This window comes from Microcoleus sp. S36b_A4 (assembly GCF_036700645.1).
GTDB lineage: Bacteria > Cyanobacteriota > Cyanobacteriia > Cyanobacteriales > Microcoleaceae > Microcoleus.
This window is the reverse complement of record NZ_JAUBPI010000027.1, coordinates 14,429-29,720: the sequence shown is the minus strand read 5'-3', so window position 1 is coordinate 29,720 and position 15,292 is coordinate 14,429. Positions and strand designations below refer to the sequence as shown.

Sequence of the window (15,292 nt, the reverse complement as noted above, 5' to 3'; positions counted from 1 at the left end):
AGCTTGCGGCTTTAGAGGTTTTTTACTTCCTGCTTTTGGGTGAGGCTTTCGGGTGCTTTAGCTGCTACCATTCCTGGATGCAGGCCGGGTCAAAAATCCAGTTTCTACGTTAAAGTCGATCGCTCACAACGAATATTTTGCGTAGAAACCTGGGTTTTTTTGAGTCCAGGATTGTTGTTGACTTCGGATATCAATCCTGTGAAAAGTTCGCGGGAAATGCGGAATATGCGAGCTGGCTACCGTAGTTTGTATTATCGCACTCAGACAGCACTTCGCCAGTGCAGACCCTGTTCGATCGCACTCAAAAGCTGGAATCAACACTTTGCTTACGACTGTCCGGTTTATACCCCACCTGGTAGGGTAAACCCCACCATTCAAACAGACATCACAAATGCTTGAATTAAAATTAAAGCTCCTTTACTTCTAACTTAATTACAGTAGGTGCTAAAAATGCAAAACCATAATTATAACTCTCGCTCTAACTGCCATCAAATCAATACTATGTCAACCAAAAATATGCCTGCTACCACTGTGACTTCTCGCCGTTTTGCTTTACCGAAAAAACTGGCTTTTTTATCCCTTATTTTACTCGGCTCCACCGCAACTGTTGGGTGCAACGCCCTAACTTCTCAAGTTCCTGGAAGTTCTAACGCCATTCAAGCTGAACCTTCAAGTACAGCGCCAATCTCAGCGTTGCCTGCGAATATATTACCCTCTCAAGACTCTAATTTTGTCACTAAAGTTGTTCAGGAAGTCGGCCCGGCAGTGGTGCGGATCAATTCGTCTCGCACGGTGACGAACCAAGTTCCAGATGAGATACCCGAGCAATTCCGCCGCTTTTTCGGTTCAGAATCTCCCATTCAACCGGGAAATCGGGTAGAACGGGGTTCCGGCTCGGGTTTTGTTTTTGGTTCTGATGGCCGCATTTTGACTAACGCTCACGTGGTTAATGGGGCGGATACGGTGACGGTAAAACTGAAGGATGGCCGCGAATTTGTCGGCAAAGTTTTAGGCGTAGATACAGTTACTGATGTGGCTGTTGTTAAAATAGAAGCTAACAATTTGCCTGTGGTGAGTTTGGGCAAATCTGAAGAATTACAGCCGGGAGAATGGGCGATCGCGATCGGCAATCCCCTCGGTTTGGACAATACTGTGACTGTGGGCATTATTAGCGCTACAGGCCGTTCTAGCGCCGATGTCGGCGTTCCTGACAAGCGCGTCAGCTTTATTCAAACCGACGCTGCGATCAATCCCGGCAATTCTGGCGGGCCGCTGCTGAACCAGCGCGGTCAAGTTATCGGCATGAATACGGCGATTATTCAAGGCGCTCAAGGATTGGGTTTTGCTATTCCGATCGATCGAGCACAACAAATTGCCAATCAATTAGTAACAGCAGGAAAAGCCGAACATCCTTATCTCGGGGTTCGGATGTTGAGCATTACTCCGGAAATCAAGAAAGAATTTAATCAAAATCCCAACACCAAATTGAGGCTGACTGAAGATAAAGGTGTGTTAGTTTTGGGAGTAGCAAAAAATTCTCCGGCGGCACAAGCTGGAGTTCGCCTTGCCGATGTGATCAAGAAAATCAACGGTACAGAAGTAACTGATGCTGGCAGCGTACAGCAAATTGTGGAGAAAAGTACCGTGGGCAGCGATCTGCAGCTTGAATTGAGCCGCGGCGGACAACCTGTTACTGTGGCGGTGAAAGCAGGTGCTTTTCCAGCGGATCAGCAGCAGTAGAATTGTTGATTGCAACTTAGATATTACACCATTGTCAATAATCCTTTTAGGAACAGGCAAGATGCCTGTTCCACAAGAAAATTAATCTCTTGTGGAACGGGCATCTTGCCCTTTCTTGAGAATGGTGCAAGAGGTGAGTTTTAACCGGATTGGTCTGTAAGAAGGGTTTCAACCTCCGGCGGGATGTCGGGGGTACTCGTTATAGTAAGTTACCATAATTTATATGGGTTATTAAGAGGTACAAAAATGGCTAACATTAATCGGAGGCGTACTGAAAATATTAACGGTAACTTTTATGTAGACAGTACCTGCATTGACTGTGATACTTGTCGGTGGATGGCACCTGAAGTATTTGGTCAAGCGGGAGAACAGTCTGCGGTTTACCACCAGCCAACTAATGAAACTGAAGAAATCCGATCGCTCGCGGCTCTTTTGTCTTGTCCCACAAGTTCGATCGGCACTGTAGAAAAACCCAAAAGCATCAAACAAGCCCAGCAACTTTTACCCGCACTTGTAGCAGAAAATGTCTACCACTGCGGCTATCATTCAGAGAAATCCTACGCTGCAGCTAGCTATTTAATTGTCCGTCCCGATGGCAATATTTTAGTTGATTCTCCCCGTTTTGTGCCGCCGCTAGTCAAAAACATAGAAGCAATGGGCGGCATTCGCTATATGTACTTGACTCACCGCGACGATGTGGCAGATCATCAACAATACCGCGATCATTTTGCGTGCGATCGCATCCTTCATTCGGACGAAATTAACGCGGGTACTCGCAGTGTAGAAATTCAATTGTCGGGCAGCGAACCGTATCAATTAGCCGATGATGTGTTGATTATATCTGTGCCAGGTCACACGAAAGGTCACACAGTTTTGCTTTACAATAACAAGTTTTTGTTCACCGGTGATCATCTTGCTTGGTCGGAAAGTTTGCAGCAGCTAGTTGGCTTTCGCGAAGTCTGTTGGTATTCTTGGCCAGAACAAATCAAATCTATGCAGAATTTGGCTAATTACTCGTTTGAATGGGTGTTGCCGGGACACGGCCGCAGGTATTATGCCGATCGACAAACAATGAGCAATCAAATGCAAAAGTGTATTGCTTGGATGGTCGATGCTTAATGCGATCGGGTTCATAACTCCGACTCAGCCAGATTCAGTTGACCCCGGTAGCCTGTGAAAATCCGACTGCCATCTTTGAGAATATGAATCTCCATCTGATCGCTCGCCCAAGTGAGTTGATCCTGAAAAGCAGGATTGAAAAGATGTACGCGCTGGTTGCTGGAAGAAACGAGAGAATCGGGTGAGTGGACTGCTAAAGACTGCACATAAGCACCATCGATTAAAATATCGAGTTGTTCCAGCAACTCCTCAACACCGGCGGGCCCCTGTTGCGATCGCAATTGTTCTAACGTAAAGCCAGTAAACGACATGACATTTAACCCTGCTGCTTTGACTTGGCGTGCCAAATCTGCCAAAGCTGGAGCTTGCCAGAAGGGTTCTCCGCCGGAAAAGGTGACACCCTGGTTGCGAGGGTGACTGAGAATCTGCTGGGCAAGGGTATCAACGCTGATTAGTTGATTGAGCTCAAAAGACCATGAAGCCGGATTAAAGCAACCTGGACACTCCCGCAGGCATCCTTGCACCCAGATCACGGCTCGACAACCGGGCCCATTCACTTCCGACTCGTCTACATATCCCATGATGTTGAGATAGCCTGGGGGAATGTCTAAAAGCTGAAAATATGGGTTTGTTTTCTGAGGTTTCATTGCTTCTGTGCCTCTGGTTTTAATAATGGGTAACGCACTGGAATTCCTATAGCGCGTTCAATGCGATCGCCAAAAACCTTTAGCACTTCAGGATGGACTTGCTTGAGTTGCCTTGTCGGATATAAACAGCCATTGGGCGGATCATTCCCTCGTGCTTCTAGCTGATGCGTTAGGGGGCAAAGTCGCGTCGGCGTGTTGAGTTGGATTTCGTCTGGCAGTAATGCTTGCATCCGCCGGATGTACTCTGCCCGATCCTGTTCGTTCCACTCGGTGAGTAGCATCGTCTGAATTGCCAGGTGTCCTGAATAGAGTTGGCGAAATTGAAGTAAACCGGCCCAAATTTCCTGGAGGTTGATGGTTGGCATGGGGCGATTGATGCGACAGAATGATTCAGCAGCAATGGCATCAACTTTGACAGCTACCCAATCGGCGATCGCCAGTTCGTCACACACCGCGCGATCGCCCAGCAAACTGCCGTTGGTTAATACGCCAACGGGCTTCCCGGTCATTTGCTTCGCCATAACCAGGATTTCGCCTAAATTCAACGCCAGAGTTGGCTCACCGCTACCGCTGAGGGTGATCGTGTTCACATCGCCGACAGGGAAGGATTGCAGATCCTGTTGAATTTTCTGAGTCGGGACAAAAATCTGGCGGTTGCAACTCTGGTGCTCAATCTCACCTAACTGGCAATACACACAGTTAAATGAGCAAGTAGAATCTGGCCCGATCGGATCAATTCCTAGCGATCGTCCAAAGCGCCAGGATTGCACTGGGCCGTAAACAGAAGTGAAGGGTTTAGTGACAGTAGACATGGCTTTAGGTCGATCTCCAATTTTATGAAGCTGTACCATTTTGAGCCGGTGGCATCACCACTTTTCGGGCGAGACCCAATTTCTTTAACAGCCAAATTGCCCACCAAGTCGGATCGTACTCCCACCAGCGCCAGCCTGCTTTTGCAACGTTAGGATGGGCGTGGTGGTTATTGTGCCAACCTTCGCCATAGGTGAGAATAGCCGCCCACCAAAGATTGCGGGAGTTGTCGTTTGTCTCAAAAGTACGGTATCCCCACAGGTGAGTGACCGAGTTAATAAACCAGGTGCTATGCCAGAGTAAAACAGATCGGACAAACATACCCCAGATCACAAATGACCATCCCCCCAGTGCATACAGCAGTAGCCCCAAGGGGATTTGCAGCAGCAAAAAGTTTCGATTCAGCCAGCAATAAAATCGATCGCGTGTCAGATCGGGGGCAAACCGCTGGTACTGTTCATAATCGAAGAATTCTGAATGGGGATAGAAAATCCACAACATATGGCTCCACCAGAACCCCCGCCGGGCTGAGTAAGGATCTTTATCGATATCCTCGGTATAGGCGTGGTGTAGCCGATGACCCGCCACCCAGAAAATTGGCCCTCCTTGTAGAGCAAAAGTACCGATCAGGGCGATCGCATATTCCAGCCCTTTAGGAACCTGAAAACTGCGATGGCTCAATAGGCGGTGATAGCCCAAACAAATGCCAATACTGCCAAATAACCAGTGCAAAAAGAGAGTCATACCCAAGGCAGACCAGGAGAAGAACCAGGGTGCTAAAAGTGCGAGAGCATGAATTGTGGTGAAAAAGAATACCGCAGTCCAATCCAGTGGATATCGAGTCGGATTTGTTGGCAACAGTTTAGCGGTCATCAATTACCTCACAACACAAAAAAATTGGGAATAAACATTAGAAAAAGCAATCACAGTTACCAGTCAAATAAATGCGCGCGTCTGATTGAACACTAATTGAATTAGGACTTACTCAAAAAACGCGGTTTACGAGAAAAAATCCTTGATATCTCCCAGAGATATTGACGCAGAAACCGGGTTTTTGACCCCGCGTGCGTAAGTAAGTCCCACTCAGCTCAAGCAAGCTGCTAGATCGGCATCAGGGGTGGTAATGGCCTGTAAGTTATATTTCTCCGACAGAAGCTTGAATACATTGGGAGAAATAAACGCCGGTAATGTCGGCCCTAGACGAATGTTTTTAATCCCCAAATGCAAGAGAGTTAGCAAGACGGCTACTGCCTTTTGTTCATACCACGACAGAATCATGGAAAGGGGTATATCGTTGACACCTACCTCAAAGGCATTGGCTAGGGCTACAGCAATCTGAATCGCGGAGTAGGCATCGTTGCACTGACCAACATCCATCAGGCGGGGTAGTCCGTCAATGTCACCCATTTGTCGATCGAAGAAGCGAAACTTACCGCAAGCTAGGGTTAGCACCACACAATCATCAGGCACTTTTTCTACGAACTCGGTGTAGTAGTTGCGATCGGGTTTGGCTCCATCACAGCCCCCCACCAGGAAGAAATGGCGGATTTTACGCTGTTTCACAGCCTCAATGATTTTATCTGCCACCCCTAGGACTGTATTGTGGGCAAAACCAACTGTGACTTCCCTGGCGGGTGCATCTTCAGTGAAGCCGGGAAGTGCCAGTGCTTTCTCAATAACGGGAGTAAAATCGGGTGTGCCATTGTCGATCGCACTCAAGTTAATCAGACCCGGATAGCCGACGGGGCCAACGCTAAAGAGTTTATTTTCATAATAGGAATGGGTTGGCATTAAGCAGTTGGTCGTAATCACGATCGCACCGGGGAACTTGCCAAAATCCTTGGTTTGGTTCTGCCAAGCAGTGCCGTAGTGACCGTAGAGATGGGGGTACTGCTGTTTTAGTTTGGGATAGCCGTGGGCTGGTAGAAGTTCGCCGTGGGTGTAAACAGTAATTCCAGTGTCTGCTGTTTGCTTGAGTAAGCCTTCGAGTTGTTTGATGTCATGTCCTGAAACCAGAATCGCCTTCCCTTGCCGTGGATTGAGGGGAACAGGCGTGGGAATTGGGTGCCCATAGCTACCTGTATGTCCGGCATCCAAGAGTTCCATAGAGCGCAGATTGATGGCTCCCACCTCAAGAGCAAGATTCACCCACTCCTGCAAGCCCAAGGTCTGGTTATCGAGGGCGACAAGTGCCTCATAAATGAAACGATACACCCGCTCGTCTTCCTGTCCCACTTCGTAGGCGTGGAAGGTGTAGGAGGCAAGACCCTTAACCCCATATAGCACTGTGAGTTTGAGTGAGAAAATATCCACATTCGAGGCAGACTGACTGAGGAACTGGAGGGAAATCTGCTCACCCTGCTCAACCAGGCTGTCGTCAAAGTTGGGTTCCCAGTTGGAAATTTCCGACCAAGTAGGTGGATTGTCTGTTGCTTGCTGTACTTGAGCCTTGAGGTTGGCGCGATGGGCGATCGCTTCCTGGAGATACTCAACAAACCGCTTTTCGGAAAAGTTGACATTCGTCATCGTGGCAAAGATCGTTTCGCAGGTGAAGACATCCACTGCATGAGTATCAATGCCTAACTCCTTTGCTTTCAGGGCAATCGGAGCCAACCCGCGCAGATAATAAATCAGCAGATCTTGGATAGCATTCACCTGGGGACTTTTCCCACAAGCACCAAACTGATGGCATCCTTGTCCGCTTGCTGTTTGTTCGCATTGTTCACAGAACATTGATTTTTCCTTTTTGAATTGGTTAGAATTTAAGCAACAACTCGGTTATGAAAGTATTTATCCATTCCTGACTACTTTAACAAATCTGAGTTGACAAGTCTGACAAGCGAATTTCCAAGGTGGTACCCGCCACGTGATTTATCCGTGGAATCAATCCCAAATCTCAAATCTCAAATCCTCAAGAAAGAGCATTTATCTCGCGCAAGTCAATCGAAAATCTAAAATCTAAAATCTAAAATCGATTGACGATGATTCATAGGGACTTGGAAAACCGTTTGCTTGAGTGGGGGATGAGATAGCTATCAAACACGGATGCAATATTGCGAATTAGCAAGCGCCCGATCGCCGTTACTTCAATGCCATCGCCCCAACGTTTAATTAATCCATCGGTTTCTAAGGCATCAAGTTGTGGCAAAACATGAGCAAAATAGTCATTGAAGTCGAGATCGAAGCCGAGATGGTATTTTTGTTCCAAATCTTGCACCGACAGTTGGAATTGACACATTAATTCCATGATTACTGTGCGCCGAATCATATCGTCCTGATTGAGTCTAACGCCTTTTTCGATCGGTAATTCACCCGCATCGATCGCCCCATAAAAGTCTTTTAGTCCCTTGTGGTTTTGGGTATACACATCCTGCAACATACTGATGGAAGTCATGCCAAAGCCCAACAGATCAGATTCGGGCTTAGTGGTATAACCCTGAAAATTACGATGTAGTTGCCCCGCTTGTTGCGCGATCGCCAGTTCATCATTGGGCTTAGCAAAGTGATCCATGCCAATAAACACATAGCCATTTTGCGTCAGTTGAGCGATCGTACTTTGCAGAATTTTCAGCTTTTCACCCGCAGTCGGCAATGCAGATTCCGGCATTCGTTTCTGAACCGGTTTGATCCAGGGAACATAGGCAAAATTAAAGACGGCAATGCGATCGGGATTTAATTGCAAGGTCTTCTGTACCGTTTCCTGGAACGTTGCTTGTGTCTGGAAAGGTAAGCCGTAAATCAAATCCACATTGACACTTTCAAACCCTGCTTCCCGCATCCAATCCATCACATCAAACAACATCGCTTCCGGCTGCACCCGATTGATTGCTTCCTGCACGATGGGATTAAAGTCTTGAATGCCAAAGCTAATCCGATTGAATCCTAATTGTCGCAAAAAGAGAATATATTCGCGATCGATATAGCTAGGATTGACTTCGATCGATATTTCTGCTGCGTCATCGAACCGAAAATATCGATTTAACTGGTTCCAGAGAAACTCTACCTGAGTGCGATCGAGATAGTTGGGCGTGCCGCCACCCCAGTGCAACTGATGCACCAACCGATCGGCATCCACCAAACTAGCAACTTGGTGAATTTGGCGATCGAGATAGCCTAAATAGGGTTCTACCACCTCCTTGCGCTGGGTAATGATGGTATTGCAGCCACAGAAATAACAGGGCGTTTCACAAAAGGGAATGTGGCAGTAAAGCGATAAGGGGGTTCGTTTGTGATTGCCGACGGCGATCGCGGTTTTAAATGCGTGGCGATCGAAGTCAGTGCTTAATTCTGTGGCGGGTGGATAGCTGGTATAGCGAGGTAAAGGCTGGTTGTATTTATTCAACAATGCAGCATCAAATTCAACCGTTTGTGATAACTGTTTCATTAACTAATGTATCCTTCTGTTGTTGTGTAAATTCAGAACCCCGGCATATTTTAGAGATACGATCGATCTTGTTTTCGTGGGGCGAGTTATTTCGCGACAGATTCTCGCTTGGCATGAGGGCTGCGGCCTTCTGTGCTACCGGGGCGATCTTGCCGAGTCAGCAAATCAAAGGTATGGTCTCCAATCGCCGCTTTTACATCGGCTTCGAGTTCGTGCATTACATCCTGGTTAAGGGTAAATGCCGTATTTGCTTCGGCGACAATTCGCTCGATCGTGTCAGCATCCACCGGAAACTCATCAAAGGTTTGGCGATAGCGTTCCTTAAATACTCGCCTTGCTTCGGGTGTCGAGATTTGGGAAAATTCATAGAAATTTGTTCCCTGATCCTGCGGCAGAGACAACGCCGATCGAATCACGTTTTTCAAGCTTTGTCCGCCGGATAAATCACCCATGTAGCGGGTGTAGGCATGGGCAATCAGCAGGACTGGATCGGTTGTTGAGAGGGTTTGAATGCGATCGCGATACACACAACCCGCTGGCGAAGCCGTAATTTCCTCCAGCCAATTTTCACCGTAATAAAAAGCTAGATCGCCAGCCAGATTCTCCACGCGATTTAACTCAGGGAAATAGAGAGTCCCGATAATCGGGTGGTTGACATGGTTCTGCAAAGCCGTTTCTAGGGCGCTGTAAACAAAGTACAAATCTGCAAATAGTTTACGCAAAGGTTCCCGTGCCACAATGCCTTTGATAAAGCATTTCATAAATGCCGTATTTTCGGCTGTGGTGTGGGATTTCATCGTGCCTTCTCGGAGGCGTGTCGATAGATTAGTCATGGCAATATCTCCTAATTAATAGCGGTTCGGGACGATTCAGCATTAATCGAGGGCAGTAAATAAAGGCGCAACAACTGCCAGACAATCACAGCAATCCAGGGTAATTTTTGGCAAAATTGGATGGCGGCCGGGCGCTGGTTACTTGAGATTTCTGCTAGCTTCTGATTGGCGATCGCACATCGATCTAAACGGGGAAAGAATTCTGGATTGTGGGTATCTAAAATACTGGGAAACGCCCGTTTTGCTGTTTCATTGGTGTGATGAATCACCTGCTTGTTATATTCATCGGGGTCGATGCCGATCGAGTCATAAAATGTGGAGCGTTCCAACACCGTCATTGTGTGGGTGGCAAACACTGTCAGGAGGAAAAAGCGCGCCCAGAGTCTTGCCTTCCAGCTATTCCAAAGCTTAGGCTGCGATCGCAACAAAGCCTTAAAGAAATCCCCATGCCGATTTTCGTCTTGGCACCAATTCTCGAAGTAGCGAAACAGGGGATAAATTTGATGTTCGGGATGTTGTTCGAGATGGCGATACACCAAAATATAGCGCCAGTAGCCAATCTTTTCCGACAGATAAACAGTATAAATTACCCATTCTGGAGGGAAGAATGTGTAGGTACGATTTTTTGTTAAATATCCCAAATCGAGAGACAAACCAAAATCTGCCATCGCCTTATTCAAGAAACCGGCATGACGCGCTTCATCCCGTGCCAGTAGGTTAAAGGCTTCCGATAACAACGGTTGGCGATTCTTAAGTTTGCGGGAGAGTTCTTTGAACAACAGAAAACCCGAAAATTCTGAGGTACAGGATCGCTCTAGAAAGTCAATAAATGCCTTTCGCGTTTCGCCATCAATCTTGTCCCAGGATTGCTCAAACTCTTGATTGCGGACAAAATGGTGGCGGTTATAGTCCGCGCGCAATTCTGCTACAACTGCTTCTAATTCCGCTTGTTGCCCGGACAGATCCATTTCGGCAACGGCATCAAAATTGGTGGTGTAAAAGCGGGGTGTTAATAGGGTTTCTTGAACAGGTGCTTTAATGCCGGATGGCAGACCAGCAGACTCCGATTTACTAATTGAACTGACCATAGGAGTGGAGAGTGGATTGTTCGGAATTGATGACTGTGCACCACATTGCCTTAATCCGCGATCGCCCACAAGTCAGTTACCAGTGGTATCCTATAGTTACTTGAGGTAAAGCATTGAAGCCAATAGGACGTTTGAGCCATTTCTAAAGAAATATGGAAATTATCGTGAAGGCAACTGTGAAGGGAGTTTATGGTGGAAGCAAGTCAGTGTGTAGAGGTTAAATGTCCGATTCAGTTTGTGCTGGATTTGTTGGACAATAAATGGTCAATTTTGGTTCTACGCGAACTGTTTGGAGGCGCGAGGCGTACCCACGAATTACTCGCGGCACTTCCTGGCATCAGCACCAAAACCCTCACCCAACGCCTCCGAGAGTTGGAATCTCAAGGGCTAGTCGATCGGCGTGTTTATGCCGAGATTCCGCCCCGTGTAGAATATTCCCTCACGCCCAAGGGTCGCCAAATTCAACCGGTGATGGCAGCCTTGCATCAAGTAGGATCGCAGTGGCTGGGACAGGAGAGTTGTATTTGTCCCCTAACACACTCGGATGCTAAGGACGATCGCATGAACGCTTCAGGTCTAATTTCAGATTAAAAATGTCAGAATTATTCATCTCTCTCTTCTCTTCCTCAGTGTCAAGAGCGTCCTCTGCGGTTTAATTGTTTCGGTTCTGGCGCGTGAATTCCGTGGGTTAAGTTAACTCCCGCTAAGAATTAGCCTTGGGAATAGCCACCAAAGTCATAGAATTAGCCGGGTAAGTTGCCCTAAAACCATATTTATATACTCTCAAGCCGCAGTTCCAAGTGCTAATTTTATTTACACCGTAGATGTCGGGGCTGATTGAATGGCGATCGGCTGTAAGATTAACAGATAAAGCCAGGCCGATAGTTTGCGCGATCGCCATTTTGATGTAGGCTTTTGTTGCCACTACCCCCAAAGCAGCCAAAAAACCTAACAATAATAGGGTAATCCAACGCGGTTTATTTTCGTGAGTAAGCCACAAAAAGCGTCTATTCATTTTTTATTTTCCCTGGTAAAGGTGGATTATTTTATTACATTATTTGCGGGCAATTTATCGAGATTAATCAGCCGTTCTACATTTAAATTTAATATCGTTTCCGGTTGGATGGGAATGATAAAGTCAAGGTCAATAATTCTACATTCCCCCACTCCCCACTCCCCATCATGTATGAGTGTAACCGGAATTGATATAACTTTTGGGGCGGGCTAGAAGCCCAACCCCTACTCCTCACAATAGTGTGTGTGTAAGATTCCCATTGTGTACCCGGAGAGACTTATTTAACCTTGACTGTAAGCCTCCATTGGCAAACAAGAACAGACAAAATTGCGATCGCCAAACGCATTATCTATCCGGCCCACTGCCGGCCAAAACTTATATTCGCGAGTCCAAGGTGCCGGATAAGCCGCTTGCGCGCGAGTATAAGGACGATTCCACTCATCAACCATCAGAGATTCTGCAGTGTGCGGCGCATTTTTCAAGACGTTATTTTCCGCATCAACATTACCGTTTTCAATCTCCGCAATTTCAGCTCGAATAGCAATCATCGCATCGCAAAAACGGTCTAATTCCTGCTTCGATTCGCTTTCGGTAGGTTCCACCATTACCGTACCAGCAACCGGCCAAGAAACTGTCGGCGCGTGATAGCCGTAATCCATCAACCGTTTAGCAATATCTTCGACTTCAATAGCCGCAGATTTTTTGAGTAATCGCAAATCTAGAATACATTCATGCGCCACCAAACCGGCTTTCCCTTTGTACAAAACCGGATAATAAGATTCTAAGCGTTTTGCCATGTAATTAGCATTAAGAATTGCTACTTTTGTTGCCTCAGTTAAACCCACTCCTCCCATCATCCGAATGTACATCCAAGAAATAGGCAAAATGCTAGCACTTCCCCAAGGCGCGGCGGAAACAGCACCAACTGATATTTGTTGACTGTTGACTGTTGACGGTTGACTGTTAAGAATAGAATGACTGGGCAAAAATTCTACTAAATGAGACATTACCCCAATCGGCCCCATTCCCGGCCCGCCGCCGCCGTGGGGAATACAGAAAGTTTTGTGCAAATTCAAGTGACAAACATCAGCACCAAAATCACCGGGGCGGCACAAACCAACTTGAGCATTCATATTTGCGCCGTCCATATAAACTTGTCCGCCGCAGTTGTGGACAATCTCGCAAATCTCTTTAATTTCTTCCTCAAAAACGCCGTGCGTAGATGGATATGTCACCATCAACGCCGCCAGTTCATTTTTGTGCTTCTCGGCTTTTTTATGTAAATCTGCGACATCAATATTGCCCTGGGAATCGCACTCGACAGCAACTACTTTCATCCCCGCCATCACCGCGCTAGCCGGATTTGTACCGTGGGCTGACTGGGGAATCAAACAGATATTTCGGTGAGATTCACCTCGGTGTTCGTGGTATTGGCGAATAACTAACAAACCCGCGTATTCGCCTTGGGAACCGGCGTTTGGCTGCAAAGAAATTCCCGCAAAACCGGTGATTTCTGCCAGCCACTGTTCTAGTTGCACGAACATCATTTGATACCCGCGAGTTTGATCGGGGGGTGCAAAGGGATGTATCTTGCCAAATTCCGCCCAAGTCACCGGCATCATCTCTGCTGTTGCATTCAATTTCATGGTGCAAGAGCCCAAGGGAATCATCGATGTATTTAGCGATAAATCCTTGGCTTCTAAACGGTGCAAATAGCGCAAAAGTTCAGTTTCCGAATGGTAGCTGTTGAAAACTGGATGGGCGAGATAGCTGCTGGTGCGATCGCAAAAATCTGGTAATGTCAAATAGGAACTCAATGCGTCGGCATCCAGCGGAATGTTGAGAGCATTCTGCCCGTCTGCCCTGATATAATCTTTATTCTGTGCAAAAATTTCCCATAACTCTTGCACATCTTCAACGCTGACAGTTTCATCTAAAGTGATTCCCACTGTCGAATCATCGAAAACTCGGAGATTAATTTTGCGAACTTTAGTAGCTTCTAGAAGTTCTGACAGCGGTTTGTCTCCCAATTCTACCCGCAAAGTATCGAAGAAAGGTTGAGAACCAATTTTGTATCCGAAACTTCTTAAACCAGATGCCAAAAGTGCTGTTAAACTCCATACTTTCTCAGCAATGTCTTTGAGTCCAGACGGGCCATGATAAACAGCATACATACTCGCCATCACTGCCAGCAAAACTTGAGCAGTACAAATATTGCTAGTAGCTTTTTCGCGGCGGATGTGCTGTTCGCGAGTTTGCAATGCCAAACGTAAAGCAGATTTGCCGTTGGCATCTTTAGAAACGCCGACGATTCTCCCCGGAACTTGGCGTTTAAACTCTTCTCGAGTGGCGAAATAGGCTGCGTGGGGCCCTCCGAATCCCATCGGCACTCCGAAGCGCTGAGTGCTTCCTACGGCTATATCCGCGCCGAATTCGCCGGGGGGTGTGAGCAAGCAAAGGCTCAAAATGTCGGCGGCGACTGTGACTAATGCGCCGACTTCGTGTGCCGATCGAATAAAATCGGTATAGTCGTAAATTGCGCCGTCTGTGGCGGGGTATTGCAGGAGAGCGCCGAAAATTGTACGATCGAACTCAAAGCTTTGATGGTCGCCGACAATTACCTCAATTCCCAGCGGCTTAGCGCGAGTTTGCACCACTTCCACAGTTTGAGGGTGGCAATCTTGGGAAACAAAAAACGCTTTTGCCTTATTTTTACTCGCGCCGTAACTTACCGCCATCGCTTCCGCCGCCGCAGTCCCTTCATCCAGCAAAGAAGCGTTGGCAATTTCCAAACCCGTGAGGTCAATTATCATGGTTTGGAAGTTCAGTAAAGCTTCCAATCGCCCTTGAGCAATTTCGGCTTGGTAGGGTGTGTAAGCTGTATACCAGCCGGGATTTTCTAGGATATTCCGCTGAATGACGGGGGGAGTTATGCAATCGTGATATCCTGTGCCGATGTACGATCGAAATACCTGATTTTTTGCAGCAATTTCTTTCAATTCTGCCAAAGCGCTGTACTCGCTTTGCGCTGCGGGAAGTTGTAAGGGTTGAGAAATGCGAATCGCCGCTGGAACCGTTTTGTCAATCAACTCATCGAGGCTGGAAATGCCCAAAACATTGAGCATTTGCTGGATTTCGTTGGGTGTCGGGCCAATGTGCCGGCCCGCAAAACCATTTATGGGGGAAAGGTTTTGCTGCTGACTGGGTTCAAGTTGAGGGCTGTAGAGTACCAAGGCGGATTCTCCTGAATTGACTTTTGCTTCTTTGTTTGTAACATTTTGCTAAGAAAACAAGGAAGATTTTCTGCGTGTATCAAAGTCCGAGAGTCCGACAGGGGTTGAAACCCCTCTCTCATAGCTAAAGTCGTCGGTCGCCGACTAAGCAAGATTTTTTGCGTGTATCAAAGTCCGACAGGGGTTTCAACCCCTGTCTCATAGCTAAAGTCGTCTGAAGACGACTGTAGATTAAGGTCGATGGTTGAAACCGCTGTCGAGAGTCAAACGAAGTCTGCCTTAGCGGACAAGCGAGATAAAGGGGGTATTTAAGCCGGATTTGGTATCAGTCGTCTAAAGACGACTTGTGCTAAAAGCCCCGTGGGTTTCAACCCCTGGCGGATTGTGGAATTATCAACAAGCCCTATGCCCCATGCCCTATGC

At 47.1% G+C, this 15,292-nt stretch carries 13 protein-coding genes; 4 read left to right on the top strand and 9 right to left on the bottom strand.

Going from position 1 to position 15,292, the window contains the following annotated elements:
* Positions 1–159: 159 nt before the first annotated feature.
* From QUA03_RS11180 to QUA03_RS11170, 3 genes are all read left to right on the top strand, one after another.
* Positions 160–399 (top strand): hypothetical protein, encoded by a 240-nt coding sequence (locus QUA03_RS11180; RefSeq protein ID WP_333212057.1) that lies wholly within the window; start codon positions 160–162, stop codon positions 397–399.
* Between the two features lie 102 nt (positions 400–501).
* A complete protein-coding gene (locus QUA03_RS11175; RefSeq protein ID WP_445304845.1) occupies positions 502–1,740 on the top strand; it encodes an HhoA/HhoB/HtrA family serine endopeptidase in 1,239 nt (412 codons plus the stop codon).
* Positions 1,741–1,986: 246 nt separating this feature from the next.
* Positions 1,987–2,859 (top strand): MBL fold metallo-hydrolase, encoded by an 873-nt coding sequence (locus tag QUA03_RS11170; protein ID WP_333212050.1) that lies wholly within the window; start codon positions 1,987–1,989, stop codon positions 2,857–2,859.
* Between the two features lie 11 nt (positions 2,860–2,870).
* On the opposite strand, the gene QUA03_RS11165 is transcribed toward QUA03_RS11170, so the two are convergent.
* The 7 genes from QUA03_RS11165 to acsF form a co-directional block, all read right to left on the bottom strand.
* Positions 2,871–3,506: a 4Fe-4S single cluster domain-containing protein gene (locus QUA03_RS11165; RefSeq protein ID WP_333212049.1), complete on the bottom strand. Its 636-nt coding sequence runs from the start codon at positions 3,504–3,506 to the stop codon at positions 2,871–2,873.
* On the bottom strand, positions 3,503–4,318 hold the full coding sequence (locus tag QUA03_RS11160) for a radical SAM protein (protein WP_333212047.1): 816 nt from the start codon (positions 4,316–4,318) through the stop codon (positions 3,503–3,505). The genes QUA03_RS11165 and QUA03_RS11160 overlap by 4 nt, the downstream gene beginning before the upstream one ends.
* A 22-nt stretch (positions 4,319–4,340) precedes the next feature.
* Positions 4,341–5,189 carry a fatty acid desaturase gene (locus QUA03_RS11155; protein ID WP_333212046.1) on the bottom strand — a complete coding sequence of 283 codons (849 nt, stop codon included), beginning with the start codon at positions 5,187–5,189 and terminating at the stop codon, positions 4,341–4,343.
* Positions 5,190–5,399: 210 nt separating this feature from the next.
* Positions 5,400–7,049, bottom strand: a complete 1,650-nt coding sequence (gene hcp / locus QUA03_RS11150; protein ID WP_333212045.1) for a hydroxylamine reductase — start codon at positions 7,047–7,049, stop codon at positions 5,400–5,402.
* A gap of 253 nt (positions 7,050–7,302) precedes the next feature.
* Positions 7,303–8,700 (bottom strand): oxygen-independent coproporphyrinogen III oxidase, encoded by a 1,398-nt coding sequence (hemN, locus tag QUA03_RS11145; protein ID WP_333212043.1) that lies wholly within the window; start codon positions 8,698–8,700, stop codon positions 7,303–7,305.
* Positions 8,701–8,786: 86 nt separating this feature from the next.
* Complete coding sequence (locus QUA03_RS11140; RefSeq protein WP_333212041.1) at positions 8,787–9,533, bottom strand: heme oxygenase (biliverdin-producing); 747 nt, start codon at positions 9,531–9,533, stop codon at positions 8,787–8,789.
* A gap of 11 nt (positions 9,534–9,544) precedes the next feature.
* Positions 9,545–10,621 carry a magnesium-protoporphyrin IX monomethyl ester (oxidative) cyclase gene (gene acsF / locus QUA03_RS11135; protein WP_333212039.1) on the bottom strand — a complete coding sequence of 359 codons (1,077 nt, stop codon included), beginning with the start codon at positions 10,619–10,621 and terminating at the stop codon, positions 9,545–9,547.
* Positions 10,622–10,810: 189 nt separating this feature from the next.
* Here acsF and QUA03_RS11130 point away from each other — a divergent pair, with 189 nt between their 5' ends.
* Complete coding sequence (locus tag QUA03_RS11130; protein WP_333212037.1) at positions 10,811–11,212, top strand: helix-turn-helix domain-containing protein; 402 nt, start codon at positions 10,811–10,813, stop codon at positions 11,210–11,212.
* Positions 11,213–11,324: 112 nt separating this feature from the next.
* Here QUA03_RS11130 and QUA03_RS11125 read toward each other — a convergent pair whose 3' ends face one another.
* Positions 11,325–11,636 carry a hypothetical protein gene (locus QUA03_RS11125; RefSeq protein ID WP_333212035.1) on the bottom strand — a complete coding sequence of 104 codons (312 nt, stop codon included), beginning with the start codon at positions 11,634–11,636 and terminating at the stop codon, positions 11,325–11,327.
* A 281-nt stretch (positions 11,637–11,917) separates the two neighbouring features.
* On the bottom strand, positions 11,918–14,869 hold the full coding sequence (gcvP, locus tag QUA03_RS11120) for an aminomethyl-transferring glycine dehydrogenase (protein ID WP_333212034.1): 2,952 nt from the start codon (positions 14,867–14,869) through the stop codon (positions 11,918–11,920).
* Positions 14,870–15,292: the final 423 nt, after the last annotated feature.

Excerpts from the sequence above, each read along its gene's own strand:
- QUA03_RS11125 (WP_333212035.1), bottom strand. The coding sequence starts at position 11,636 with ATGAATAGACGCTTTTTGTGGCTTACTCACGAAAATAAACCGCGTTGG.
- QUA03_RS11165 (WP_333212049.1), bottom strand. The coding sequence starts at position 3,506 with ATGAAACCTCAGAAAACAAACCCATATTTTCAGCTTTTAGACATTCCC.
- QUA03_RS11175 (WP_445304845.1), top strand. The coding sequence starts at position 502 with ATGTCAACCAAAAATATGCCTGCTACCACTGTGACTTCTCGCCGTTTT.
- hcp (WP_333212045.1), bottom strand. The coding sequence starts at position 7,049 with ATGTTCTGTGAACAATGCGAACAAACAGCAAGCGGACAAGGATGCCAT.
- QUA03_RS11160 (WP_333212047.1), bottom strand. The coding sequence starts at position 4,318 with ATGTCTACTGTCACTAAACCCTTCACTTCTGTTTACGGCCCAGTGCAA.
- hemN (WP_333212043.1), bottom strand. The coding sequence starts at position 8,700 with ATGAAACAGTTATCACAAACGGTTGAATTTGATGCTGCATTGTTGAAT.
- acsF (WP_333212039.1), bottom strand. The coding sequence starts at position 10,621 with ATGGTCAGTTCAATTAGTAAATCGGAGTCTGCTGGTCTGCCATCCGGC.
- QUA03_RS11130 (WP_333212037.1), top strand. The coding sequence starts at position 10,811 with ATGGTGGAAGCAAGTCAGTGTGTAGAGGTTAAATGTCCGATTCAGTTT.
- QUA03_RS11170 (WP_333212050.1), top strand. The coding sequence starts at position 1,987 with ATGGCTAACATTAATCGGAGGCGTACTGAAAATATTAACGGTAACTTT.
- QUA03_RS11155 (WP_333212046.1), bottom strand. The coding sequence starts at position 5,189 with ATGACCGCTAAACTGTTGCCAACAAATCCGACTCGATATCCACTGGAT.
- QUA03_RS11140 (WP_333212041.1), bottom strand. The coding sequence starts at position 9,533 with ATGACTAATCTATCGACACGCCTCCGAGAAGGCACGATGAAATCCCAC.